Source organism: Streptomyces sp. NPDC002403, assembly GCF_053593015.1.
The window spans coordinates 26,585-49,296 of the sequence record NZ_JBSFBQ010000014.1; the positions used below are offsets into that span (position 1 = coordinate 26,585).

Below are 22,712 nucleotides of genomic sequence, written 5' to 3' on the forward strand. Positions count from 1 at the left end.
GCCCCAGCGGCGTTCGGCGTCGGTGTCCCAGAACTTGGTGAGGATGTCGCCGTAGATCGCGTGGGCCTCGTCCGGGTGCCAGAGGATGATCCCGTTCCCGAAGAGCTGGAACCGTCCGCCCAGCGAGGAGTTCTCCTCGGCGCGGAGCGGCGGACCGAGCGGGCCGCCGGGGCCGCCCATATCGGCGTACTTCGTCCCGATCGTGCCGTACGGCTGGAACGCCTCGGCCATCAGCTCCCGCGCGTAGCCCTCCGCCTGGGGGTAGCGCTCCGGGTAGGCGGAGCGCTGGACGGCCTGGGCCAGTTCGCCCGCGGTGTCCCAGTCGGGCTCCATCTGCTGGGCGACCTCGAAGAACTTGTTCGCCGCGAAGTCGACGTCGAGGCACTGGGCGGGTTCGCACCAGCCCATCGAGGGCCGCTGCTGGAAGACGCCGAGCGAATCCCGGTCCCCGCACGCCAGGTTGTTCATGCGGGACTCGACCCAGCCGGTCTCGAAGCCGGCGAGCATCACCTTGTCGGACACGCCGCGGCGCTGCCCGACCTCGTACACCTTGCGGGTCACGGCGATGTCCCGGTCCGGCGGGATGTCGCAGAACAGGGTGGCCGGGGCGGAGTTCCCGAGCGGGCCCGGCACGTCGCCGCCGTCCTTGGCGAAGGCCGGGTTGCCGAGGCCGGTCACGGTCACCACGACCAGCAGGACCGCTGATCTCCACATCGCACGTCGTCGTTGGGTCGAGCCACGCACCTGACTGCTCCTTCGCGTCGGAATAGCCTTGCGGGAAAGGGGGTTGGGGTCCGCGTCGCGGTGGCGCGGGTGTCAGAACCAGCTCTGGTACGGGGTGTCGTTGCAGGGCCAGGTGCGGAAGCCCAGGGAGCTGTCGTCGATGCACCGCAGGGTCGCCTGGTTCTGGAAGCGGACGGTGCCGTCGTCCCAGACCTTGATCCACCAGCTCTGCTCCGGGCTGGAGCTGCAGCTGCCGACGGTGCGGAACCCGTTGTCGCTGTCCTCGACGCAGCGGTTCGTGTTGACGTTGCGCAGCTGGCGCGTTCCGTCGTCCCAGACCTTCACGTCCCACAGCTGTGGACCGCTGCCGTTGCAGCTCCAGGTGCGGAAGCCGTTGTCGGTGTCGTCCATGCAACGGCCCGTGGCCTGATTGCGGAAGCTCTGGGTGGCGTCGGCGACCCGCGCGGGGGACGCGGAGCCGTTCTCGGCGGCCAGGGCGCCGGGCGGCGCGGCCAGGGAGGCGAGGACGAAGACCCCGCCGAGCAGGAGCGAGCGCGTGCCGCGCATGGGCTGTTCCCTCTTCCTTCGCGGTGGCTGTGGGTCCGCAAGGTAGCCGTCGGACCGTCGGGCAGGACATCCGGAACGATCCGGAGTGACAGCCCGCGACGCGAGCACCGACACTCAACGGACAGGCGTGGGCCGAGGGCAGTCGGGAACGCGGGGGTGGTCCGCCGTGCGCACGGCGGGCAGCCAGGCCGAGGAGGCGGCGGAGCCCGCCGGCAGCCGGACGCGGTACCACTCGGTGGAACTGGCGTCCGACTCGTCGATGATGGGCACCCCCTGGGGGAGGCGGCAGTCGACGGCGAGGACGTCACCGTGCCACACCCGGGTCGGTACGACGTTGTCGACGGTGTAGGGCCGAAGGGGGTCGATCGCCAGGCCGAGACTGCACTGCGGGCTGCGGTCCGTACGTTCCCGGCAGACGTCGTCGGCGTTGAACACCTTGAGCCGGCCCGGCGGTTCGTCCCCGGCGCCGGACGCGGTGCCGCCGACGGCCTGCGACCAGACCGTCGCGGCCACCGCGCACACCGCGACGGTCACCAGGACGGCGCGCATCCCCCACCGGCGGGGGGCCGGGCGGGGCGGCGACGACCGTGCGGCGATGCGCGCCAGGAGGCTCTCGGCGCTGTGCGCGGCGCGGTCGGCATGGTTCGGGGCCAGGCAGTCCATGGCCAGGGCACGCCAGAACGGCGGCACCGCGCCGTCGATCCGCAGCGGCGCACGCCCGGCGGCGTACTCCTGCACCGCCGCGCCGCGCGCCACCGGCGTCGCACCGGGGAACGGCGAGGCGCCGGAGGCGAACACCTCGTGGACCATGATGCCCAGGGCCCAGATGTCGGCGCTGGGCCGGATCTCCACGCCGTGCTCGCCGAGCGGGGCCTGCCAGCGCTCGGGCGGGAGGTAGTCCAGGGTGCCCATCGGCGGGGCGTACCCGTGGGTGCCGTCGGTGCCGGTCAGCTCGGTGGCGAGCCCGAAGTCCGAGAGCTTGAGCGCACCGTCGGCCATCAGCAGGATGTTCTCCGGCTTGAGGTCGCCGTGCACCCAGCCGCTGCCGTGCAGATGGGCCAGGCCCTCGCAGATCTCGGCGAACAGCCGGGCCACGTCCGCCTCCGCGCCCCCGGCATCGAACAGGTCCCGCAGACTGCGCTCGGCCCGTTCCATCACCAGCACGATCGCACCGTCCAGGAACGCCCGGTCCGGATCGCTGATCACGGCGGAGTCCAGCAGGCGGATCAGCCGCGGGTGGCCAGCCCGGCGATCCAGTTCGACCTCCCGCCGGGCGGTCTCCGCGACCTTGCGGGCCTGGCGCGGCGCGAGCCCCGAGGTCGGCAGGATCTTCAGCGCGACCTCCGCCGGCTCCTTCGCCGGGTCCGCCGGGCGGCCCGCGTACACCGTCGCCCAGCCGCCGGACGCGATCGGCCCGGTGACCTCCCAGGCGCCGATCCGGTAGCCGCGCGGCAGCGGCTCGGTACGGTCACTTCCCGATGTGTCGCCCCGGCCGCGCACCGTCTCCCCCTCCGGTCCGGACCGCCTCCCGGTCCCGGAGCCCCGTGACGGCCCGGGGCGGCAGCAGCGCCAGATGCTCCTCCCGTACGAGTCCGAACCGCAGCGCGGTCCCGACCAGGGCCTCCCGCTTCCCGTTGCGGCGCGCTCCGCCGCATCCGTGCTCGGGCGGAGTACTGATCCGCATCTTCTCCTCGGCGAGGTAGTCGATGTGCGAGCTGACCGCCCGGGCCTTCAAACCGCCGCACGCGGGGTGTCCCCTGAGCCGTTCGACGATCTGCGGGGTGGTCGGCACCGCGACCGGCGACTCGTCGCGCAGCCGCGGCTCGCAGAGCGCGACCAGGACCAGGAAGTAGAGCGCGGTCTCGTCCAGTGAGTACGCCATGACGGTGCGGCTGCCCCACTGGCCCGCCATGCCGTCGGGGTCCAGATAGACGTGGTCGGGCGCGAACACCTGGAAGGCGACGGTGGTGCCGCGGCGGGTGGGCAGCACGACCCGGGAGAACTCGAAGGGAATGGGTGCCCCGGCCCGCCGGGGCGGGACCCGCAGATACTCTCCCGCTCCCTCCGGGTTCTCCACCAGATAGCTCTGGGTCGCGCTGTGGTTGCTGAGCTGCCAGTGGTCGTCGGTCACCCGGATCTCGCCGGCCAGCCGGGAGATGGCCTCGTCGTCGAGGCGCAGCTCCACCGGGACCGTCGCCGAGCCCCGCCCGAAACGCGCCACTTCCCCCGGGCCGAGCCGCAAGGTCACCGGGGCACCGCCCGGCGCCCCCGCGACGTCACCGCCCACCCGTGGCAGATGGACAACAATGCCGCTCACTGCCCTCACCTCGTCCCCCGTGGCAACGACTACCGCACCGGTCGAACGTTACCCATCCCAGGGGGCGGTCCCCGTCCGGATTCTGGTCGTTTTCGGACTGTCGTCAGGTCGTCCGCGGCGGTGCGGAGCCGATTCCGGAACGGCCGTCGGGGGGTGCGCGCACTGGGCGCCCAGCTTCAGGTTCTTGTGCGGTGAGGAGAGCGCGGGACAGGACCGGCGGGCGCGGAACTCGGCGTTCGGCAGGGGGCGTTCGGCGCGGAGTGCGAGGTTGCCCGCTTCGGCTAACTGGCTCGATTTAGCGCCTGTGCGGTGTACGCGGTGTAGGCGGTGCAAGCGGTGTACGGGGCCGGGGGGCGGCTCCGGTGACCGCGTGGCGGCGGCGCCGGTAGTAGGAGACGGCGACCGCGGCGACCAGCGGCCCCCAGAGGACGAGCGGCTGGTAGAGGATGCCGACGAGTACGTGGCCGGTGTGTGTCATGTCCTTGTGCGGGAACGTCCACCACCACGGCATCGGGGCCCACAGGGCGGTGAGGACGACGGAGCCGAGGAGGGCCGGCACGGCGGCGGCCAGGGGGCGGACGGTGCGCCCGCCGATGCGCGGTATCCAGCGTGGCAGCACTTCGCCCCAGGGGCGTACCAGGCCGACGGTCAGGAGGGCCACCAGCTCGCAGGTCACGCTCAGGAACAGCATCCACGCCTTTGCGCCAGGGGTCTCGAAGCCCGCGACCCCCTCGGCGGTGTAGCCGGACGGGAATCCGAGGACGAGCGCGATGCGCCACAGGCCGGTCGGCAGCACGACGAGGGCGGTGAGATGGGCGGCCCTCACTGCCCAACGAGGCGCGGGACGAACGGAGTCGGCGTGCGGGTCGGCCGGTGCGGTCCGTCTGGTTTCCATGGCAACAGCGTGTCGTGCCGCCCGGCGCCGTTCGTCGTCCCCCGAGGCGGTTCCGTGCTCCCGGGAGGAGGACGTAGGGCTGGGCGTTCTCCTCCGCGCGGCGTAGGAGGCCTCCGCCCACGGTCGACGCGAAGGGCCCGGATCACGTCGGATCCGGGCCCTCGGGTGTCGGGTGCCGGGTGGGTCAGGACTTGCCCGCCGACTGCATGGAGGCCACGGCTTCGGCGACCGTGCTCCGGTACAGGCCGAGCTTGGCGTCGCCCACCTTGACGTCGGGGCCGAGCGGGAAGTTCTGCGTCTCCGCGTTGGGCATGTGGTCGCCGTCGGGCAGCACGTTCATCTCGTCGACCCAGGTCACGCCGTTCTTGCCGCCCGGGTTGAGGTCGATCACCGCGATGGCGGCCGTCTTCGGCTTGACCGGGTACGCGGGCGCGCCGCCCAGGCCACCGGGGACCGCCGGGATGATGTCACCGCTGTGGTCCGAGGCCTTCGCGGCACCCAGGCTGACCCGCGGGAAATAGCTCAGGCCGCAGGAGTTGGCGCCGGTGTTGTTGATCTCGATCACGTGCTGGGTGGCCGAGCCCTCGCGGGGGTACACGCGCACCGACAGGTCCGAGCTCTTGCACGGGTGCTTGTAGGCGTAGCTGTCGCTGGTGTTGCCGCCCGCGTTCGCGGTGCCGCCGGACGTGCCCGCCTTCGAGGTGCCCGTCTTCGTGGCCCCGGTGTTCTGCGCGGTGGTGTCGGACTTCGAGCCGTCCGTGGTCTTCGAGGTGTCGGTGGACTTGGAGTCGGTCGAGGCGGCGGCCGATGCGGCGTCGCCCGCCGAGCCGGCGGACTTCGTGCCGGTGTCGTCACCGCCGCAGGCGGTGAGGGACAGGGCGAGCACCGCGGTGACGGCGCCGAGAGCGGCGGTGTGCTTGCGGGTGCGGAGCTTACGCATGAGTTTCTCCCAGGACGAGGGTGAGGCAAGGCCCGGATCCTGCGGCGAGCCGCTCTCTCTGACCTCTTGACATCCAAAGCATCGTGTGGATCGCTCACGTTCCGCTGATGCCTCACTGACGTCCTGCTGACGTCCTCGAAATGCCGCTCCAACGGACTCGTGGGCGGGCCGCGTGCGGTCTGTGGCCCGGTGGGCGGCGGCTTGGCCGGAGGCGGGGCACCGGACGCGGGCAGGGCCCGGCGCCCGTCCACCGTTCGGGTGATCCGCCCCCGGCGATCCCGCGTTGGGACGCCCGGGAACCGGGGCCCGCCCGACCGTCGGCGCCCGGACGCGTGGGCGTGTCGCGGGCCCCGGATTTGGCACAGTGCCGCTCCGCGATCAAGGAACGGGTGGGCGCAGTGGCAGTGGTGGGACAGCCCGGGGGCCGGCAGCGGCTGAGCGACCTGGCGGGCGGCGGGGACGTACTGAAGCACAGCGACAGTGCGTGGTTGAGGGCCGCCGGAGGGGCGGAGGGCATGTGCACGCACCTCGGTCCGGTGAAGTCGGAACTGGAGACGGCGCACGAGGGCCTCCTCGCCGGGACCGGCGGGCTGACCGCGCCGGCGGAACTGGACGCCGTGCGGGAGTCGTGGACGCGGAGGTTCGAGGCGGCGCGTGGGGAGTGCCGGGCACTGGCCGGGAAACTGCGCGACGTCGCACGGGCCCAGGGTGAGACGAACGAGACCGTGAGGTCGGCCTTCGGGCCCGTGGCGTCGGCGGGGCGGGGCGGGGCGCGATGACCCTGACCTGGGCGCAGCTGCGGGACCTGAAGTGCGGCGAGCTGGAGGGCGCGGCCGACGGGTGGGGAAGGGCGAGCAACCGCGCCGACGCGGGCCGGGACCGGATCGAGACCCAGCTGCTGACCGGCCTGCGGGACACGCAGCACGGCGAGGCGGCGAAGGCGGCGGTCGGACGGTTGCGGCAGATGAGCAGGAACCTGGGCTACGTCTACACGGAGTGCGGCCTGCTCCGTACGGCGCTGAACAGCATGGCCCATGAACTGCGGGCTCAGCAGCGGGCGTTGCGCGAGGCGCTGGACGACGCGGAGGCCCTGAAGTTCACCGTGCACGGGGACGGTTCGGTGACGTACCCGGCGGCGGGCGAGGGCCTGATCGACGGCAGACCGCTGCCGGGCGGCACGGCGACGGTGGGGTCCGTGGCACCCGGACTGCACACGCCCTCGGGCCTGGTCGCCCCCAACCCGAACGTGGCGAAGGCGCAGGACGTCGCGGACCGGGTGGCGAAGGCCGTGCGGACGGCGGCCGAGATCGACTGGCGGTACGCCCGCATTCTGCGGAAGCTGAAGGCCGAGGAGGGCCTGAAGGTCCCGGACTCGACCTGGCAGGACGCGGCGGGCGACGCGGCAGCGGTCCGGGACGCGGCACGCGGCTACCTGAAGGACGCGATCCCCCGCGACGCGACACCGGCCGAGCGGAAGGCGTGGTGGGCCGCCCTGACGGACGAACAGCGCGAGGAGTACCTCGCGGTGTACCCGGACCAGATCGGCAACCTGGACGGCATTCCGGCTCTGGTGCGGGATGCGGCGAACCGGGACAACATCCAGTTGTTGATGGGCAAGTTGGAGGGGCGGGACGACGCGAAGTCGGAGGCGCAGTTGGCGGCGCTGCGGGAGATCGATCGTCAGTTGTGGGCGGGCACGCAGCCGCCGATGTACCTGCTCGGCATCGGGGACGAGGGGAACGGGCGGGCGATTGTCTCTTTCGGTAATCCGGATACGGCCAAGAACGTGGCCGCCTATGTTCCTGGGTTGAACACTTCACTGGATGAGGAGTTCGCCAAAGGTGACGTCAAGCGTGCCTGGGACCTTGCGAAGGGTGCCCACAAGTACGACCACTCCACTGCGGCCATCACTTGGCTCGGATATGACGCACCGCAATCACCGGATGGCGTCGACAGTTTTTCGGTGATGGGAATCGGGAGGGCTGAAAAGGGTGGTGCTGCCTTCAACGGATTCATGGATGGAATCTCGGCCACCAATGAAACGGGGGATCCGCATCTGACGGCAATCGGCCACTCCTACGGTTCGCGCACGGTAGGGGCTGCGACGCAACATGGCCATGGCATTCCAGGGGTCGACGACATCGTCTTGGTCGGCAGCCCGGGGGTGGGTGTCGATCGTGCTGAGGACCTCGGGGTCGGAAAGGATCACGTCTTCGTCGGGGCGGCTCAGCATGACGTGGTGACCAAGCTCCCGTCTGGGCGGGAGGTCGTCGTGGGTGCCGTGGCGACGATCGCAGCTGGTCCGGTGGTCGGGTATTTGGCGGGGGACGCTGCCGATCAAGGGGATGACGACCTCTGGTTCGGCAAGGATCCGGCGAGTGAGGCCTTCGGCGCTCGACGTTTCCCGGTCAAAGAAGGGCCTCTCCTTGTCGGTGGGCACGGCCTTTCGCTCGATGCGCATTCCCAGTACTTCGACCCGGAGAAGGACTCCGTGTCCGCAGACAGCATCGCGCTGATCGCGGCGGGGAAGTCTCGTGATATCGAGATGGAGGAGCCCCGGTGAGGAGCCGAGTTCGGGCTGTTGTCGCAGCGATGGCGTTGTCGCTGGCGCTTTCTGGATGCGTAGAAAGACTTACTTCGTCAAGTCCGGGAGGGCAGGGAGGCATGGATATGCAGGATGCGGCAAATCGCGCTGATCGGATCCTTGATGCCGTGTTGGGAGAGATCAAGCCGGAAGTCCAATGGGCACACGGGCCAACCAGTGCTGGTAGCTGTGATGTTTCTCGTATGCGTGTCGTCATGACAGTCGTGTCCGAGGGGCGGAGGGGAAATCTTCTCGGCGTTGTGGACCGCTTCTGGCGTCGGAGCGGGTACAGAATCAAGGCCGTCAACAAGAACGCGAATTTTCCGGCGATCTATGCGCAGACGAAGGACGGCTTCGGAGTCAGTCTCAGTATCGGCGGCGCAGGCCAGGCCTTCTTCGAGGTGGACAGCCCCTGCGTGGACGAATCGGAGGTCGCTGCATCCACTACACCGCCGAACGGACCCGGCTACGACGGCGTCTATCCCCTTCCTCGTCCCAACATCCACTCCGACTTCTGGTCAGCCGAAGTCTCCTGACGCAACGTCACCGCCCCCAATGACCCGTAACAGGGCGATCGGTGGGGGTAAAGGGGCTGGTGGGGCAGGGCCCGGATATTGAGTCCGGCATTGGGCCCTGGGGCCCATGCCGGGCCCCGCTTTGTTGTGGTCGCATACGGAGTACCGGGGGGAACTGTCGCTGCACCCACTCACAAAGCTGGGGAGACTCGCCGTGTCGGGCATACGAGAACTAGCGGTACCGGGCGGTGCTGATTTGAGCGCCGCCGAGGTCCCTCCGGGTAGACAACCACTGTCGCGCCCCTTGCAGGCGGTACTGATTCTCGTCCGATTGCTCTTCGTCCTCACGGTCGTCGGTGCGTTCGACGTGCTGGTCGTGGCCTCGTCGGTCGACGCGGTGGACGGCCGGCTGCTGGGCATGGCGCTGTACGCGTCGCTCCCCGGGATCGCCGGGTTCGTGCTGTCGCTGTACCTGCGCACCGGTGGCGTCTGGATCTGGCGTGGGCTCCTGGCCGTGCAGGCCTGGCTCACGCTCGGGGCGCTGGCGACGCTGAACGACGCGGAGAACGGGCGGGGCGTGACGCAGCTGGTGCTGCCCGTCACCGTCATCGTCCTTCTGTGCCGGGCCAGTTCGCGTTCCTGGTTCCGGCTCGCCCCCGAACAGCGCGTCGAGCACCACCCGTTCAGCGTCCTCAAGCGGATGATCAAGTGGCGCCGGGACAACGGTCAGACCGCGATGGAGTACCTGGGCATGATCCTCGTGGTCGTGGCCCTCATCGGCGGGCTCGTGGCCACCGGGATCGGCGGGCAGGTGTCCGGCCAACTCCGCAACGCCATCTGCCAGCTGACCGGAAGCGCCTGCCCGCCGCCCGGCGCCATCGCCGGTGGCAGCAACGGGAACGGCAACGGGAGCGGCGGTGCCGACTCCGGTGGCGCCGGGACCGAAGGTGCCACCGTGACCGGTGGTACGGGCTCCGGCGGGGCGGATGCGACCGGTGGCAGTGGAACCGGCGGCAGTGGGTCCGGTGGCAGTGGAACCGGCGGCAGTGGGTCCGGTGGCAGCGGCTCCGGCGGCAATGGGACCGCGGGATCCGAGGCCTCGGGTGGTGCCGGTGGTGCCGGTGGTGCTGGTGGTTCGGATGCAACCGGTGGTTCTTCTGTAGGAGTCAACGCGGGTAGACAAGACCCGATCACGGGTTCCACCCCCCGCTCGGAAGGCAACTTCCTCACCGGCGTCGTCGGTGACGACGGTCTGCTGGGCGACGTCACCGGGGCCATCGACACGATCGCGCACCCCGTCGACACCGCGAAGAACGTCGTCGACCAGTACGCGCAGGCCGCGAACAAGGCCGGCGACAAGTGGGACAAGGGCAAGTACGTGGCCGCCGCCTGGGACTTGACCAAGGGTTCCGGCGGAGGCGGCAGCGCACTCACCGGGCTGCCCGGCTCCGGCACCCGCGTCGAGTCGGCGGTACGGGACGGGGAGCGGCAGTACCTCAACGACCGCATCCCCCGCGGCTCCAGCGCAGCCGGCCGAGAGGCCTGGTGGAAGGGGCTGACGCAGGAGCAGCGTGACCGGTACCTGGAGCTCTCCCCGGACCAGATCGGCAGCCTGGACGGGATTCCGGTGGCGGACCGGGACACGGCCAACCGCCGCAACCTGCCGGATCTGATCTCGAAGCTGGAGGGCCAGACCGACAAGAAGTCGAAGGAGCAGCTGGCCGGGCTGCGGGAGATCGACCGTCAGCTGAAGGAGGGCAGCCAGCCCCCGATGTACCTCATCGGCATCAGCGACGAGGGCAACGGCCGGGCGATCGTCTCCTACGGGAACCCCGACACCTCGAAGAACGTGTCGGCCTATGTGCCGGGGCTGAACACCGCCCTCGACGAGGAGTTCGCCAAGAGCGGCCTCAAGCGGGCCCGCGACACGGCGATCGGCGCCCAGGGGTACGACCCGTCCAGCGCGGCGATCGTCTGGCTCGGGTACGACGCCCCGCAGACGCCGGACGGGCTGCACAGCCTGGCGGTCGCCGGTACCGCGCGGGCGGAGAAGGGCGGCGCGGCGTACAACGACTTCATGAGCGGTATCGTCGCGACCAACCAGAACAAGGACCCGCACATCACGGCCATCGGGCACTCCTACGGCTCGCGCACCGTCGGTGCCGCGACCCAGCGCCTCGGCGGGATTCCGGGGGTGGACGACATCATCCTGGTCGGCAGCCCCGGTGTGGGCGTGGACCGTGCCGTGGACCTCGGCGTCGGTGCCGAGCACGTCTTCGTCGGCGCCGCGGCCAATGACCCGGTGACCAAGCTCCCGTCCAAGACGCAGGTCGTCGTGGGCGCGATCGGGATGGTCCTGGGCGGACCGGCCGGCTCCTACATCGCCGGTGACCTGGCCGACCCGGGCGACGACGACCTCTGGTTCGGCAAGGACCCGGCGAGCAAGGCGTTCGGGGCCCGGCGGTTCCCGGTGGATCCCGGCAAGCCCATGAGCTTTGATTCGCACTCCAACTACTTCACCCCGTCACGGGACGCCGTGTCCGCCGACAGCATTGCTCTTATCGTGTCGGGGCACGCCGACCGGCTCAAGATGGAGGAATACCGATGAGCCGAAGGTTCCAGATCGTCGCGGTGGCTCTGGCCGTCGGCTTCACGTTGTCCGCCTGCGGCAGCGAGAAGGCGCACCCGGGGGCCGACGCGAACACCACGACCACCAGAAGCGCGGGCTCCGAAGGCACCAAGGGGAACAACATGGACATGCAGGAGGCCGCCGACCGGGCCGACAGCATGCTCGACGCAGTGCTGAAGAAGATCGACCCCGAGGTGCAGTGGGCACACGGCCTGACGACCAAGGGCAGCTGCGACGTGACGCGCAGGCGCACCGTCATGACCATCGTGTCCGCGGACCGCAGGCAGGGCTTCCTCGACCAGGTCGAGGAGTTCTGGCGGACGAGCGACTACCGCATCAGGGCGAAGAACACGGACGCGGATTTCCCGGCGGTCTACGCGGTGACGAAGGACGGCTTCGGCATCAGCGTGAGCGTGCGCGCCAAGGGGCAGGTCTTCTTCGAGGCGGACACCCCCTGCGTGAAGGAGTCGAAGGTCGCCGACTCCACGTCCAAGCCGAACGGACCGGCCTACAAGGGCGTCTACCCGCCGCCGAGTCCCAATGTCCGCTCCGACCACTGGTCCGCCGGGGCGTCCTGACGGTCGCTCTTCGTCCGGGTGCGCCGGTTGATCCGGCCGGTGCACCCGGTGCGCCCGTCCCGTGGCTCCGTGCGCCGGAACGGCGGGCCGATGACCCCGTATGACCCGGAAGACTCGCACACACCGTCGAAAACGCCCATGAACGCGTCCTCGATGGGGGATGGTTGAGGGGTGCGGAAATTCTGGGTGGTCGGTGGCATCGGTGTAGGCATGGCCATGTGCTTCGTGGCGTTGCTCGTCGTCGGTACGTACTCCGCCGCCGCCGGACTCGCGGGTTCCGGCGGCGCCGTCGCGCTGGCCAAGGGGGCCGTGCCGGCGAAGTACCAGTCGCTGGTGCAGAAGTGGGGCAACCTCTGCCCCGCCATCAACCCGGCCCTGCTCGCCGCCCAGCTGTACCAGGAGAGCGGCTGGAACCCCCGGGCCGAGAGTCCCGCCGCCGCGCAGGGCATCGCCCAGTTCATCCCGGGCACCTGGGCCGGACACGGGATCGACGGGGACGGCGACGGCGACCGGGACGTATGGGATCCCGCCGACGCGATTCCGTCCGCCGCCTCGTACGACTGCGAACTGGCCGGTTACGTGAAGAAGGTGCCGGGGGATCAGACCGACAACATGCTGGCCGCGTACAACGCCGGCGCGTACCGGGTCATCCGGTCCGGCGGGATTCCCGACATCTCGGAGACGCAGAACTACGTCACCATCATCCGCTCCCTGGAGAAGAGCTTCGCCAGGCCCGTCGGCCGCGTACAGCCCTCGGAGCAGGCGGCCGGGGCGATCTACTTCGCGCAGAAGAAGCTCGGTACGCCGTACCTCTGGGGCGGCAACGGCACGCCCGAGCAGAACGGGCGGTTCGACTGCTCGGGGCTGACCCAGGCCGCGTACCGGACCGTGGACATCGAGCTGCCCCGGGTGGCGAACGATCAGTACAACGCCGGGCCGCACCCCTCCCGCGACGAGCTGCTCCCGGGCGACCTGGTGTTCTTCTCGAACGACCTGGGCAACTCGCGGGCCATCCATCACGTGGGGATCTACGTCGGCGGCGGGTACATGATCAACGCTCCGTACACCGGGGCCGTGATCCGCTTCGACAAGATCGACGCGCCCGACTACTTCGGCGCGACGCGCGTGACCAAGGACGGGGCCGCGGCCCTTCCGAGGGCATGACGCGGTGACGGCGGTGGCCGGAACTCTCCGTGAAGCCTGGGCCCTGAGCTGCGGCGATGAGTCACTCTTCGATAACGTCATGGTGATCATTCGGTGGAGAGCGGAACGCCCGCGCAGGGGACGTCGTTCCCTGGGTGGACCGGGACGACGGCGCATCGACCGTGCGGCGCAGCACCGACTTACGCAGTAGTGATCCACGCAGCGATCGAACCGACACGGGGGTTCGTCAAAGCGGTGCACACCGGTGTGCCCGCAGCAGCAGACAAGGCAAGGGGCCGCAGCAGATGGCTGGACTCGCACTGGATGGGTCGAACCCCGACGTCAGCCTGCTCTACGACATCAACGGACTCGCGAAGTCCGCTCCCACCTGGTTCGACCGGGTCATGGAGTTCGTCGGTGAGTACGGAATCATGCTCGGCATGGTCCTGGTGGTCCTGTGGTGCTGGTGGAGCGTGCGCCGGCGCGGCACGGCCGACGACTCGGTGGCGGCGGTCTCCGGGATCGTCTGGGCGCCGCTCGCAGCCGGGATCGCGCTCCTGATCAACATTCCGATCCGTGGATTCGTGCACCGGCCCCGCCCGTTCAAGGACCACCAGGGGCTGGAGGTCCTGGTGTCCGGGAAGAACGACTTCTCCTTCGTGAGCGACCACGCCACGATGGCCATGGCGCTGGCCGTCGGGATCTTCGTGGCCAACCGGAAGTTCGGCATCGCCGCGATCGCGCTCGCCCTCGTGGAGGGCTTCTGCCGGATCTACATGGGTGTCCACTACCCGACCGATGTCATCGGCGGATTCGCGCTCGGCACGGCCGTCGCCCTGCTGCTCGCCCCGCTGGCGATGATGCTGCTGACCCCGCTGACGGCGGCCGTCTCGCGATCGGACCGGCTCGGCCGGCTCGTACGCTCGCGCCGGCCGGTTCCGCAGAGGGTCGGGAACCCGGCCGGGGCGTTCGGGATCCCCGAGCCGCGACCGGGCACCGGCGGCGGGGACGGCGAGAAGGACCTGGCCGCTTAGGGCCGGCCTGCCGGTCCGACCGTGCGGGGCCGGGCCGGGTCGCCACGGGGAGGCGACCGTGCGTCAGAGCGCCTGCGGGTAGTCGAAGAGGCGCTCCGGGTCGTACTGCTTCTTCAGGTCGGCGAGCCGCTCGGCCGCCGAGCCGTAGTAGGCCCGGCGCCAGTCGGTCAGCGCCGGATCCGTGTAGTTCTGGTACGCCGCTCCGGACGCGTGCCGCCGCATCGCGGCATGAGTGTTTTTCAGCCAGTCCTGCTGGGCGCTGCCCGGCGTACCGGGGTTCCAGGAACCGATGTACTGGGCGAGCACGCGCGAGCCCCGGTGGACGAACGCGGTCGACTGCGGGGAGACCCGGTTGATCGCCCCGCCGAGCGCGGTGAGCGCGATGGAGCCGCCACCGCCGCCCTGCGTCACCGGAATCCGGGTGAACGCCTCGGTCCCGTCGAGCAGGGCCTGCACACCCGCCGGGGACAGGGAACGGTCGTAGAAGTCGGAGGCGGCGGCGTAGGTCTCGCGCGGGAGCGTGCCCTGGGCGGTGCGGCCGGGCGTCGTCCCCGGCAGATGGCACTGCGCGTCGGTGATGCCCGAGCAGCCCGCGTACACGAGCATCGACTCCTGGTAGCTGCGGCGGCGCAGCGAGACGGAGGAGGCGGGGGCGCCGATCCGGTCGGCGAGCAGATCCACGGCGTTCTGCAGGTCCCCGTACGTACCGAGGCTGAACGCGGCGACCGAGACGGTCGGGTTGCCGCCTCCGGGGCCGGCGGCGAGGTGCACGGAGGACCAGATCTCGTCGGGCTGGGACGGGCCCCACTCCTGCCAGGCCGTGACGACGGACCGGGCGCGGGACCACGGCCACGACATGTACGCGGTGACGGTCTGCGGGGCCGGGCGGGTGCGGAAGGTCAGCTCGGTGACCACGCCGAAGTTGCCGTTGCCCGCGCCGCGCAGCGCCCAGAAGAGGTCCGGGTGGTGCTTGGCGTCCACGGCGAGGGTCTTGCCGTCGGCCGTGACAAGGGTCGCCGCGGTCAGGCTGTCGCAGGTCAGGCCGTATGCGCGGGAGGCGACGCCATGGCCGCCGCCGAGGGTGAGGCCGGAGATGCCGACGGTGGGACAGGAGCCGCCCGGGATCGTCAGGCCGCTGCGGGCGAGGCCCTGGTAGACGTCGATGAGCTTGGCGCCCGCGCCGATCGTGCCGTTCCGCTCGACGCGGGACAGTGACGAGACGTCGAGGACGAGGCGCCCGTCCCCGCTCGACCAGCCCGCGTACGAGTGGCCGCCGCTGCGGATGGAGACGGGGGTGCCCGTGCGACGGGCGAAGGACAGGCACTCGCGGATGTCCGCCTCGTGCCGTACATAGGCGACGGCCGCGGGTTTCAGACCGTCGAAGCGGGTGTTGTAGAGCTGACGGGCGGTCGGGTAGGAGGCGTCCTGGGGCCGTATGACACTGCCGTCGAGGCTCCTGGCCAGGGCGGACCAGTCCGCCGGCCCGGCGGGGGAGGGCTTCGGCGGGGCCGATGAGGCCGGCGGGGCCGACGGCGCGGGAGAGCTTCCGGTGCTTCCCGTGCTGCCGGATTTCCCGGCGTCGCCCGAAGCGCCGGAACTGCCGCTGCACGCGGTGGTGGTGACGCCGGTGAGCGCGGCCGCGGCGCCCGCTGTGAGCAGGGTGCGCCGGGCGGGCAGGGGCGGCAGGTTCATCGGATCTCCGAGTCTTGGCGCTGACGTGCCGGACGGTGGGGGGTGGCGGAGGCCGGGTGCGCGGGAGGCCGGGTGTGGGGTTCGGCCGGAGGGATCAGGGGGCCGCTCGGTGCTCCGCGGCGTCCGTACGGGCCCGGTCCCTGGAGCGGCGGGCCGGGCCGGACCAGCCGCAGGCACAGCGTGCGGTGCAGAAGGAGCCGCGCTCCACGGTCGTGGGTTCGTGCCCGGAGTGCCCCGAGTGCCCGGAGCGCCCGGTGGGTGCCGCGGCGGGGGCGGGGGCGGGGACGGTCGGCGGGAGCTCGTCGGTGTGTCGCTCATGCACCCGTCCACGGTACTGGGCAGGGCCACCCGGCGGTGTGGCCGACGGGGGCGGCGTGACGGGGGACACGGGGCGTCGTTATGCGGAACGGATGGGCCTCTCGGGCACGCGTTACGGCGTTGGGGGTTGGCAGGCGATGGTGGTGCGGCAGCACAGGTCCGGAAGCGGGGCGCGCGCTGTCTGCGCCCTCGCCGTGGTGGGCGTGATGGCGGCGACCGCCGGATGTTCGGGCGACGCCGGCGGCGGTGACCGTGCCGTGGCCGACGACCGGGGCGGGGCCGACGCCCTCGACGCGGTCCGCCGTGCGGCCGCGGTGCTCGCGGGGACGGTGAGCGGGACCGGAACGGCCGCGGCCGGGGTCGCCCCCGCCTCCGGGGCCGTCGCCGGAACCGCCGAGGTGCGTACGGCGATGGAGACCGCGGCGGGCGGGACACGGGTGACCATCAGGGGCCGGGGCTCGTACGACTTCCGCGACGGCAGGGGCCGGCTCACGGTCGTGCTGCCCAAGGACGCCGCCGGTGAGGACGAGCACCGCCCCATCACCGAACTGCTGGTCCCCGGCGCGCTCTACATGATGAACCGCGGAGCCGGAGTGCCCGCGGGCAAATGGGTCAGGGTCGACACGACGGCCCTGGAGGACGGCAATCTCGTCACCGGCGGGGTGACCGATCCGCTGGCCGCCGCCGAACTGCTGCGCGGGGCGCGGCAGGTGACGTACGTGGAGAAGACGGTGCTCGCCGGGGTCCCCGTGCGGCACTACCGGGGGACGGCGGACATCGGGCTGGCGGCGCGCGAGGCCGCGCCCGGGTCGCGCGGGGCGCTGGCCGCGGCAGCGAAAGGGTTCCGCACGGGCACGGTGCCGTTCGACGCGTACCTCGACGAGCAGGGGCGGCTGCGCAAGGTGCGCCACCGGTTCAGCTTCGCCAACGAGGGGCCGGAGGTGGAAGTGGTGTCGACCACACTGCTGTACGGGTTCGGGGTGCCGGTCTCCGTGGGCCTGCCGGACGACCACGACATCTATACGGGGCGGATCCGACAGCGATAGCCGAGGGGCGGGCGGGTGCGGACGGAGGCATAGGCATGCCGGCGGCGGCGAAATGGTCCGTCCGTGCCATGCGCGGCGTGTGCTCCGCTCCCTACGCTAGGAAGCCGGCGACGGCAGTGAGAGGTGAGTGACGTGGTGACGCTCGGCGCGCGGACGGTATCCGATCATGTGGCCCTCGCCGAGATCGAGCTCTGCGGTGAGCTGATGATCGCCGCGTCGGCCGCGATCGGGGAGCGGCTCAGCGCGGACCGTATCGACGAGGTGCTCAACGTCCGGGCGATCGCCGAGTGCACCACCGTCCCCCGGCAGGGAGAGCGCCGGGGGTGAGCGTGGCCGCGCGGCCCGGGGCCCCCGCCATCAGGTGCGGAGCAGCCGGGCGATCGCCTTCGTGGCCTCCTCGACCTTGGCGTCGATCTCCTCGCCGCCCTTGACCGCCGCGTCCGCGACGCAGTGCCGCAGGTGCTCCTCCAGCAGCTGGAGGGCGAACGACTGGAGCGCCTTCGTGGACGCCGAGACCTGGGTCAGTATGTCGATGCAGTAGACGTCCTCGTCGACCATGCGCTGGAGGCCGCGGATCTGGCCCTCGATCCGGCGCAGCCGCTTGAGGTGTTCTGCCTTCTGATGGTGATAACCGTGTATGCCCCGGTCGTGATCGGTGACGGCGGATTCCGTCTCCGCGGTGGTCCCGGCGGTCTCGGTGGTGGTCATTACTGCCTCCCGTTTTCCCTTTACCCTGGCGTTTATATACCCCTGGTGGGTATATCCTAACGAATTCAGCTGAAACGTGACCGGGGGTCCGTGCTGATCACTGTGCCCGATGCGCGACACTGAAGAACGCCGGTTAGCCGTGGCCGGATGATGCGCCTAGCATCAGCCTGACCGAATCCAAAGCACCCCGAGGACCCCACGTGCGCTTTCGTCTGACCCCCAGGGAGACGAGCTTCTACGACATGTTCTCCGCGTCCGCGGACAACATCGTCACGGGCTCGAAACTCCTGATGGAACTGCTCGGGGCGGACTCTGCCTCCCGAGTCGAGATCGCGGAGCGCATGCGGGCAGCGGAGCACGCGGGGGACGATGCCACCCACGCGATCTTCCACCAGCTGAACTCCTCTTTCATTACGCCGTTCGACCGCGAGGACATTTACAACCTCGCGTCGTCGCTCGACGACATCATGGACTTCATGGAGGAGGCCGTCGACCTGGTCGTGCTGTATCAGGTCGAGGAACTCCCCAATGGCATTGCCCAGCAGATCGAGGTGCTGGCCCGCGCGGCCGAGCTGACCGCCGAGGCGATGCCGGGTCTGCGGACGATGGACAACCTCACCGAGTACTGGATCGAGGTCAACCGCCTGGAGAACCAGGCCGACCAGATCCACCGCAAACTGCTCGCTCATCTCTTCAACGGCAAGTACGACGCCATCGAGGTGCTGAAGCTCAAGCAGATCGTGGACGTGCTGGAAGAGGCTGCCGACGCGTTCGAGCACGTCGCCAACACGGTGGAGACCATCGCGGTCAAGGAGTCCTGAACCACGTGGACACCTTTGCGCTGATCGTGACCATCGGTGTCGCGCTCGGCTTCACGTATACGAACGGCTTCCACGACTCGGCGAACGCCATCGCCACCTCCGTCTCCACCCGGGCACTCACCCCCCGCGCGGCGCTGGCGATGGCCGCGGTGATGAACCTCGCCGGCGCGTTCCTGGGCAGCGGGGTCGCCAAGACCGTCAGCGAGGGGCTGATCGCGACGCCCGAGGGCCACAAGGGGATGGGGATCCTTTTCGCCGCACTCGTCGGCGCGATCATCTGGAACCTCGTCACCTGGTACTTCGGGCTGCCGTCCTCGTCCTCGCACGCCCTGTTCGGCGGCATGGTCGGCGCGGCGCTGGCCGGCGGGACGCTGGTGCACTGGGACGGGGTGCTCGACAAGGTCGTCATCCCGATGTTCGTGTCGCCGGTCATCGGCCTGGTCGTCGGCTACCTGGTGATGGTCACGATCATGTGGATGTTCCGGAAGGCCAACCCGCACAAGGCCAAGCGCGGCTTCCGGATCGCCCAGACGGTCTCGGCCGCGGGCATGGCGCTCGGCCACGGTCTGCAGGACGCGCAGAAGACCATGGGCATCGTGGTGATGGCGCTGGTCATCGCCGATGTCGAGAGCCCGAGCGACCCGATCCCGGTCTGGGTCAAGCTGGTCTGTGCGCTGATGCTCTCGCTGGGTACGTACGCGGGCGGCTGGCGCATCATGCGGACGCTCGGCCGGAAGATCATCGAGCTGGACCCGCCGCAGGGGTTCGCGGCGGAGACCACGGGCGCGTCGATCATGTTCGGCTCGGCGTTCCTGTTCCACGCGCCGATCTCCACGACGCACGTCATCACCTCCGCGATCATGGGTGTGGGCGCGACGAAGCGGGTGAACGCCGTGCGCTGGGGTGTCGCGAAGAACATCATCCTGGGCTGGTTCATCACGATGCCGGCCGCGGCGTTGGTCGCCGCCGCGAGCTACGGGGTCGTGGTCCTGCTCTTCGGCTGACGGCCGTCGGCCGTTGTCACGGCGGTACGGAAACGGGGCCGCCCCCACTCCCTTCGCGGGGAGCGGGGGCGGCCCCTTCGCCTTGCGGTGGCACCGCCATGCAGCACCTCAAGGCCGTCTGGGGGCGGGGCCGGTCCGCCGGCCCCGCTGCCGGGTGACTATCCGAAGCGTCCCGAGATGTAGTCCTCGGTGGCCTGGACGGACGGGTTGGAGAAGATGCGTTCCGTCTCGTCGATCTCGATGAGCTTGCCGGGCTTGCCGACCGCCGCGAGGTTGAAGAACGCCGTGCGGTCCGAGACCCGGGCCGCCTGCTGCATGTTGTGCGTCACGATGACGATCGTGAAGCGCTCCTTCAGCTCGCCGATCAGGTCCTCGATGGCGAGGGTGGAGATCGGGTCCAGGGCGGAGCACGGCTCGTCCATCAGCAGCACCTCGGGCTCGACCGCGATCGCGCGGGCGATGCACAGACGCTGCTGCTGACCGCCGGAGAGACCGGAGCCGGGCTTGTTCAGCCGGTCCTTGACCTCGTTCCAGAGGTTGGCGCCGCGCAGCGACTTCTCGACGATGTCGGACAGCTCGCTCTTCTTGTACGAGCCGTTCAGCCTCAGGCCGGCGGCGACGTTGTCGAAGATCGACATGGTCGGGAACGGGTTCGGGCGCTGGAAGACCATGCCGACCGTGCGGCGCACGGTGACCGGGTCGACGTTCGCCCCGTACAGGTTCTCGTCGTCCAGCAGCACCTTGCCCTCGACGCGGCCACCGGGGGTGACCTCGTGCATGCGGTTCAGGGTGCGCAGGAAGGTGGACTTGCCGCAGCCGGACGGCCCGATGAAGGCGGTCACGGAGCGGGGCTCCACGGTCATCGAGATGTCCTCGATGGCGAGGTGGGAGCCGTAGTAGGCGGACAGGCCGCTGACGTCGATGCGCTTGGCCATCTGAATCACTGCTTCTTTCGTGCCGCGGTCAGCGGCCGGTCTTCGGGGCCTTCCAGCGGGCGATGCCGCGGGCCACCAGGTTGAGGATCATGACGAAGGCGATCAGGACCAGCGCGGCGGCCCAGGCACGGTCGTACGACTGGTCGGTACCGACCCTGTACTGCTCCCAGATGTAGAAGGGGAGCGAGGACTGTGCGCCCTGGAACGGGTTGGGGTTGATCAGCTGGCTGCCGAAGACCAGCAGCATGATCGGCGCGGTCTCACCGGCGATGCGGGCGATCGCGAGCATCACACCGGTGGTGATGCCGCCGATCGCGGTCGGGAGGACCACCTTCAGGATGGTGCGCCACTTCGGGACGCCGAGGGCGAGCGATGCCTCGCGGAGCTCGTTCGGGACGAGCTTGAGCATCTCCTCGGTGGAGCGGACCACGACCGGCATCATCAGGATCGTGAGCGCCAGCGCGCCCATCAGACCGGAGGGCTGGGTCTTCGTCATCAGCATGATCGACAGGATGAAGAGACCCGCGACGATGGACGGGATGCCCGTCATGACGTCGACGAAGAAGGTCACGGCCTTGGCCAGGGCGCCCTTGCCGTACTCCACCAGGTAGACGGCGGTCAGCATGCCGATCGGGGCGGCGATCAGGGTGGCGATGCCGACCTGTTCCAGCGTGCCGATCAGTGCGTGGTAGACACCGCCGGTCGGCTCGGAGCCGAGCACGCCCGCCATGGAGTGGGTCAGGAAGTAGCCGTCCAGGCGCTCCGCGCCGCGGCTGATCGTCGTCCACAGCAGCGAGGCGAGCGGCACGACGGCCAGCAGGAAGCAGACCCAGACGATGCTGGTGGCGAGCCGGTCCTTGGCCTGGCGCCGGTTCTCGACGACCGAGGTCGTGATGTACGAGATGACGACGAAGAGGAGGGCGGAGACCAGCCCCCACTGGGTGCGGCTCTGCCAGCCCGCCGCCATGCCGGTGCCCACGCCCAGCGCGATCGCGACGGCCGCGAAGGCGAAGGGGGCCCAGCGGGGCAGCGCCCGGCTGCTCAGGCTCGTCGAACGCTTGGGCGCCGTCGGGACGGGGCGCTCCTGTATGCCGGTGTTGGCTGCCTGGCTCATGCGTTGGCCCCCGAGTATTCCTTGCGGCGGGCGATGATCAGCCGGGCCGCGCCGTTGACCAGCAGGGTGAGGACGAAGAGCACGAGGCCCGAGGCGATCAGGGCGTCCCGCCCGAACTCGTTGGCCTCGTCGAACTTCGCGGCGATGTTCTGGGCGAAGGTGCCGCCGCCCGGGTTGAGCAGATGACCGGAGATGACGAAGCTCGGCGACAGGACCGTGGCGACGGCCATCGTCTCGCCGAGCGCGCGGCCCAGGCCCAGCATCGAGGCGGAGATCACGCCGGAGCGGCCGAAGGGGAGCACCGAGAGGCGGATGACCTCCCAGCGGGTGGCGCCCAGTGCGAGGGCGGCTTCCTCGTTCATCCTCGGGACCTGGAGGAAGACCTCGCGGCTGACGCTGGTCACGATCGGCAGGATCATGATCGCGAGCAGGATGCCGACGGTGAAGAGCGAGCGGGCGACGCCGACCTCGGTCTTCTCGAAGAGGTACGTCCAGCCGAAGAACTGGTCGAGCCAGAGGTTCGGGCCCTCCAGGTACGGGACGAGCACGAGGGCGCCCCAGATGCCGTACACGATGCTCGGCACTGCGGCGAGCAGGTCGACGACGTACGCGAGGGGTGCGGCCAGCTTGCGCGGCGCGTAGTGCGAGATGAACAGGGCGATGCCGACGGCGACCGGGACGGCGATGGCCATCGCGATGACCGAGCTGACGATCGTGCCGAAGAGGAGGACCGCGATGCCGAAGACCGGCGGGTCGCCGGCCGGGTTCCAGTCGAAGGTGGTGAAGAAGTTGCCTTCGTTCTTGGAGACGGCGAGCGAGGCGCGGTAGGTCAGGAACACGGCGATCGAGGCCATGATCACGAGCAGCAGGATGCCCGAGCCCCTGGAGAGGCCCAGGAAGACCTTGTCGCCCGCGCGGCCGGACTTGGTCCCGGCGCGCTTGAGCGCCACCGGCGGGGCCGGCGGCTTGTCTATCGGTGTGGTGGAAGCCATGGTCTTTCCGGTCTGTGTGGGGGAGCGGTCTGGCTCCCCTGGCGGCGGTGCACCGGATGGGTGGTGGCTGACCGGTCCGGAGGGGTGCACCGGACCGGTCAGCCGGATGTTGCCTGTGTTGCTGAAGGTGTTACTGGTGTTGCTGGTGGCGCTTGCG

General features: G+C 70.2%; 23 protein-coding genes. 11 read left to right on the forward strand and 12 right to left on the reverse strand.

Annotation, left to right across the window (positions count from 1 at the left end):
- From ACWCPY_RS17590 to ACWCPY_RS17615, 6 genes are all read right to left on the reverse strand, one after another.
- A partial coding sequence (locus tag ACWCPY_RS17590; RefSeq protein ID WP_451266108.1) for a hypothetical protein occupies positions 1-714 on the reverse strand: 714 nt, incomplete at its 3' end.
- A 102-nt stretch (positions 715-816) separates the two neighbouring features.
- Positions 817-1,290: an RICIN domain-containing protein gene (locus tag ACWCPY_RS17595; RefSeq protein WP_451265872.1), complete on the reverse strand. Its 474-nt coding sequence runs from the start codon at positions 1,288-1,290 to the stop codon at positions 817-819.
- A gap of 114 nt (positions 1,291-1,404) precedes the next feature.
- Positions 1,405-2,790 carry a serine/threonine-protein kinase gene (locus tag ACWCPY_RS17600; RefSeq protein WP_451265874.1) on the reverse strand — a complete coding sequence of 462 codons (1,386 nt, stop codon included), beginning with the start codon at positions 2,788-2,790 and terminating at the stop codon, positions 1,405-1,407.
- Positions 2,759-3,607 carry a serine/threonine protein kinase gene (locus tag ACWCPY_RS17605; protein WP_451265876.1) on the reverse strand — a complete coding sequence of 283 codons (849 nt, stop codon included), beginning with the start codon at positions 3,605-3,607 and terminating at the stop codon, positions 2,759-2,761. Before ACWCPY_RS17605 ends, ACWCPY_RS17600 begins: the two co-directional genes overlap by 32 nt.
- Positions 3,608-3,902: 295 nt before the next feature.
- The gene (locus tag ACWCPY_RS17610) at positions 3,903-4,502 is read right to left on the reverse strand and encodes a hypothetical protein (RefSeq protein ID WP_451265878.1); all 600 of its coding nucleotides are present in this window, start codon (positions 4,500-4,502) and stop codon (positions 3,903-3,905) included.
- A gap of 184 nt (positions 4,503-4,686) precedes the next feature.
- The gene (locus ACWCPY_RS17615; protein WP_451265880.1) at positions 4,687-5,442 is read right to left on the reverse strand and encodes a DUF4232 domain-containing protein; all 756 of its coding nucleotides are present in this window, start codon (positions 5,440-5,442) and stop codon (positions 4,687-4,689) included.
- Between the two features lie 389 nt (positions 5,443-5,831).
- On the opposite strand from ACWCPY_RS17615, the gene ACWCPY_RS17620 reads away from it, so the two are divergent.
- The 7 genes from ACWCPY_RS17620 (at position 5,832) to ACWCPY_RS17650 (ending at position 13,925) form a co-directional block, all read left to right on the forward strand.
- On the forward strand, positions 5,832-6,221 hold the full coding sequence (locus tag ACWCPY_RS17620; RefSeq protein WP_451265881.1) for a hypothetical protein: 390 nt from the start codon (positions 5,832-5,834) through the stop codon (positions 6,219-6,221).
- Positions 6,218-8,005, forward strand: a complete 1,788-nt coding sequence (locus ACWCPY_RS17625; RefSeq protein ID WP_451265883.1) for an alpha/beta hydrolase — start codon at positions 6,218-6,220, stop codon at positions 8,003-8,005. The genes ACWCPY_RS17620 and ACWCPY_RS17625 overlap by 4 nt, the downstream gene beginning before the upstream one ends.
- 101 nt (positions 8,006-8,106) lie before the next feature.
- Complete coding sequence (locus tag ACWCPY_RS17630; protein ID WP_451265885.1) at positions 8,107-8,562, forward strand: hypothetical protein; 456 nt, start codon at positions 8,107-8,109, stop codon at positions 8,560-8,562.
- A gap of 283 nt (positions 8,563-8,845) precedes the next feature.
- Complete coding sequence (locus ACWCPY_RS17635; protein ID WP_451265887.1) at positions 8,846-11,149, forward strand: alpha/beta hydrolase; 2,304 nt, start codon at positions 8,846-8,848, stop codon at positions 11,147-11,149.
- The gene (locus ACWCPY_RS17640) at positions 11,146-11,748 is read left to right on the forward strand and encodes a hypothetical protein (RefSeq protein ID WP_451265889.1); all 603 of its coding nucleotides are present in this window, start codon (positions 11,146-11,148) and stop codon (positions 11,746-11,748) included. The genes ACWCPY_RS17635 and ACWCPY_RS17640 overlap by 4 nt, the downstream gene beginning before the upstream one ends.
- A gap of 216 nt (positions 11,749-11,964) precedes the next feature.
- Entirely contained in the window at positions 11,965-12,912 is a 948-nt protein-coding gene (locus ACWCPY_RS17645; RefSeq protein WP_451266109.1) for a C40 family peptidase, read from the forward strand.
- A 284-nt stretch (positions 12,913-13,196) separates the two neighbouring features.
- Positions 13,197-13,925 carry a phosphatase PAP2 family protein gene (locus tag ACWCPY_RS17650; RefSeq protein WP_451265891.1) on the forward strand — a complete coding sequence of 243 codons (729 nt, stop codon included), beginning with the start codon at positions 13,197-13,199 and terminating at the stop codon, positions 13,923-13,925.
- Positions 13,926-13,988: 63 nt separating this feature from the next.
- Here ACWCPY_RS17650 and ACWCPY_RS17655 read toward each other — a convergent pair whose 3' ends face one another.
- Both ACWCPY_RS17655 and ACWCPY_RS17660 read right to left on the reverse strand, forming a co-directional pair.
- A complete protein-coding gene (locus ACWCPY_RS17655) occupies positions 13,989-15,617 on the reverse strand; it encodes an FAD-binding oxidoreductase (protein WP_451265893.1) in 1,629 nt (542 codons plus the stop codon).
- Positions 15,618-15,711: 94 nt separating this feature from the next.
- Positions 15,712-15,939, reverse strand: coding sequence for a hypothetical protein (locus ACWCPY_RS17660; RefSeq protein WP_451265895.1), 228 nt, complete (start codon positions 15,937-15,939; stop codon positions 15,712-15,714).
- 133 nt (positions 15,940-16,072) lie between these two features.
- Between ACWCPY_RS17660 and ACWCPY_RS17665 the strand changes: the two genes are divergently transcribed.
- Together ACWCPY_RS17665 and ACWCPY_RS17670 are read left to right on the forward strand one after the other, a co-directional pair.
- Positions 16,073-16,981, forward strand: a complete 909-nt coding sequence (locus ACWCPY_RS17665; RefSeq protein ID WP_451265897.1) for a hypothetical protein — start codon at positions 16,073-16,075, stop codon at positions 16,979-16,981.
- A 132-nt stretch (positions 16,982-17,113) separates the two neighbouring features.
- The gene (locus tag ACWCPY_RS17670) at positions 17,114-17,308 is read left to right on the forward strand and encodes a hypothetical protein (protein ID WP_451265899.1); all 195 of its coding nucleotides are present in this window, start codon (positions 17,114-17,116) and stop codon (positions 17,306-17,308) included.
- Positions 17,309-17,338: 30 nt separating this feature from the next.
- On the opposite strand, the gene ACWCPY_RS17675 is transcribed toward ACWCPY_RS17670, so the two are convergent.
- Complete coding sequence (locus ACWCPY_RS17675; RefSeq protein WP_326766861.1) at positions 17,339-17,689, reverse strand: metal-sensitive transcriptional regulator; 351 nt, start codon at positions 17,687-17,689, stop codon at positions 17,339-17,341.
- A gap of 200 nt (positions 17,690-17,889) precedes the next feature.
- Between ACWCPY_RS17675 and ACWCPY_RS17680 the strand changes: the two genes are divergently transcribed.
- Together ACWCPY_RS17680 and ACWCPY_RS17685 are read left to right on the forward strand one after the other, a co-directional pair.
- A complete protein-coding gene (locus ACWCPY_RS17680; RefSeq protein WP_072488031.1) occupies positions 17,890-18,510 on the forward strand; it encodes a DUF47 domain-containing protein in 621 nt (206 codons plus the stop codon).
- Between the two features lie 5 nt (positions 18,511-18,515).
- On the forward strand, positions 18,516-19,514 hold the full coding sequence (locus ACWCPY_RS17685; protein WP_451265902.1) for an anion permease: 999 nt from the start codon (positions 18,516-18,518) through the stop codon (positions 19,512-19,514).
- Between the two features lie 158 nt (positions 19,515-19,672).
- Here the strand turns inward: ACWCPY_RS17685 and pstB are convergent, their stop codons facing one another.
- From pstB to pstC, 3 genes are read right to left on the reverse strand one after another with little or no spacing between them, the layout of a single operon-like run.
- Entirely contained in the window at positions 19,673-20,449 is a 777-nt protein-coding gene (pstB, locus tag ACWCPY_RS17690; RefSeq protein WP_072488029.1) for a phosphate ABC transporter ATP-binding protein PstB, read from the reverse strand.
- A 28-nt stretch (positions 20,450-20,477) separates the two neighbouring features.
- Positions 20,478-21,563 carry a phosphate ABC transporter permease PstA gene (gene pstA / locus ACWCPY_RS17695; protein ID WP_451265904.1) on the reverse strand — a complete coding sequence of 362 codons (1,086 nt, stop codon included), beginning with the start codon at positions 21,561-21,563 and terminating at the stop codon, positions 20,478-20,480.
- A complete protein-coding gene (gene pstC, locus ACWCPY_RS17700; RefSeq protein WP_451265906.1) occupies positions 21,560-22,555 on the reverse strand; it encodes a phosphate ABC transporter permease subunit PstC in 996 nt (331 codons plus the stop codon). The genes pstA and pstC overlap by 4 nt, the downstream gene beginning before the upstream one ends.
- Positions 22,556-22,712 lie beyond the last annotated feature (157 nt).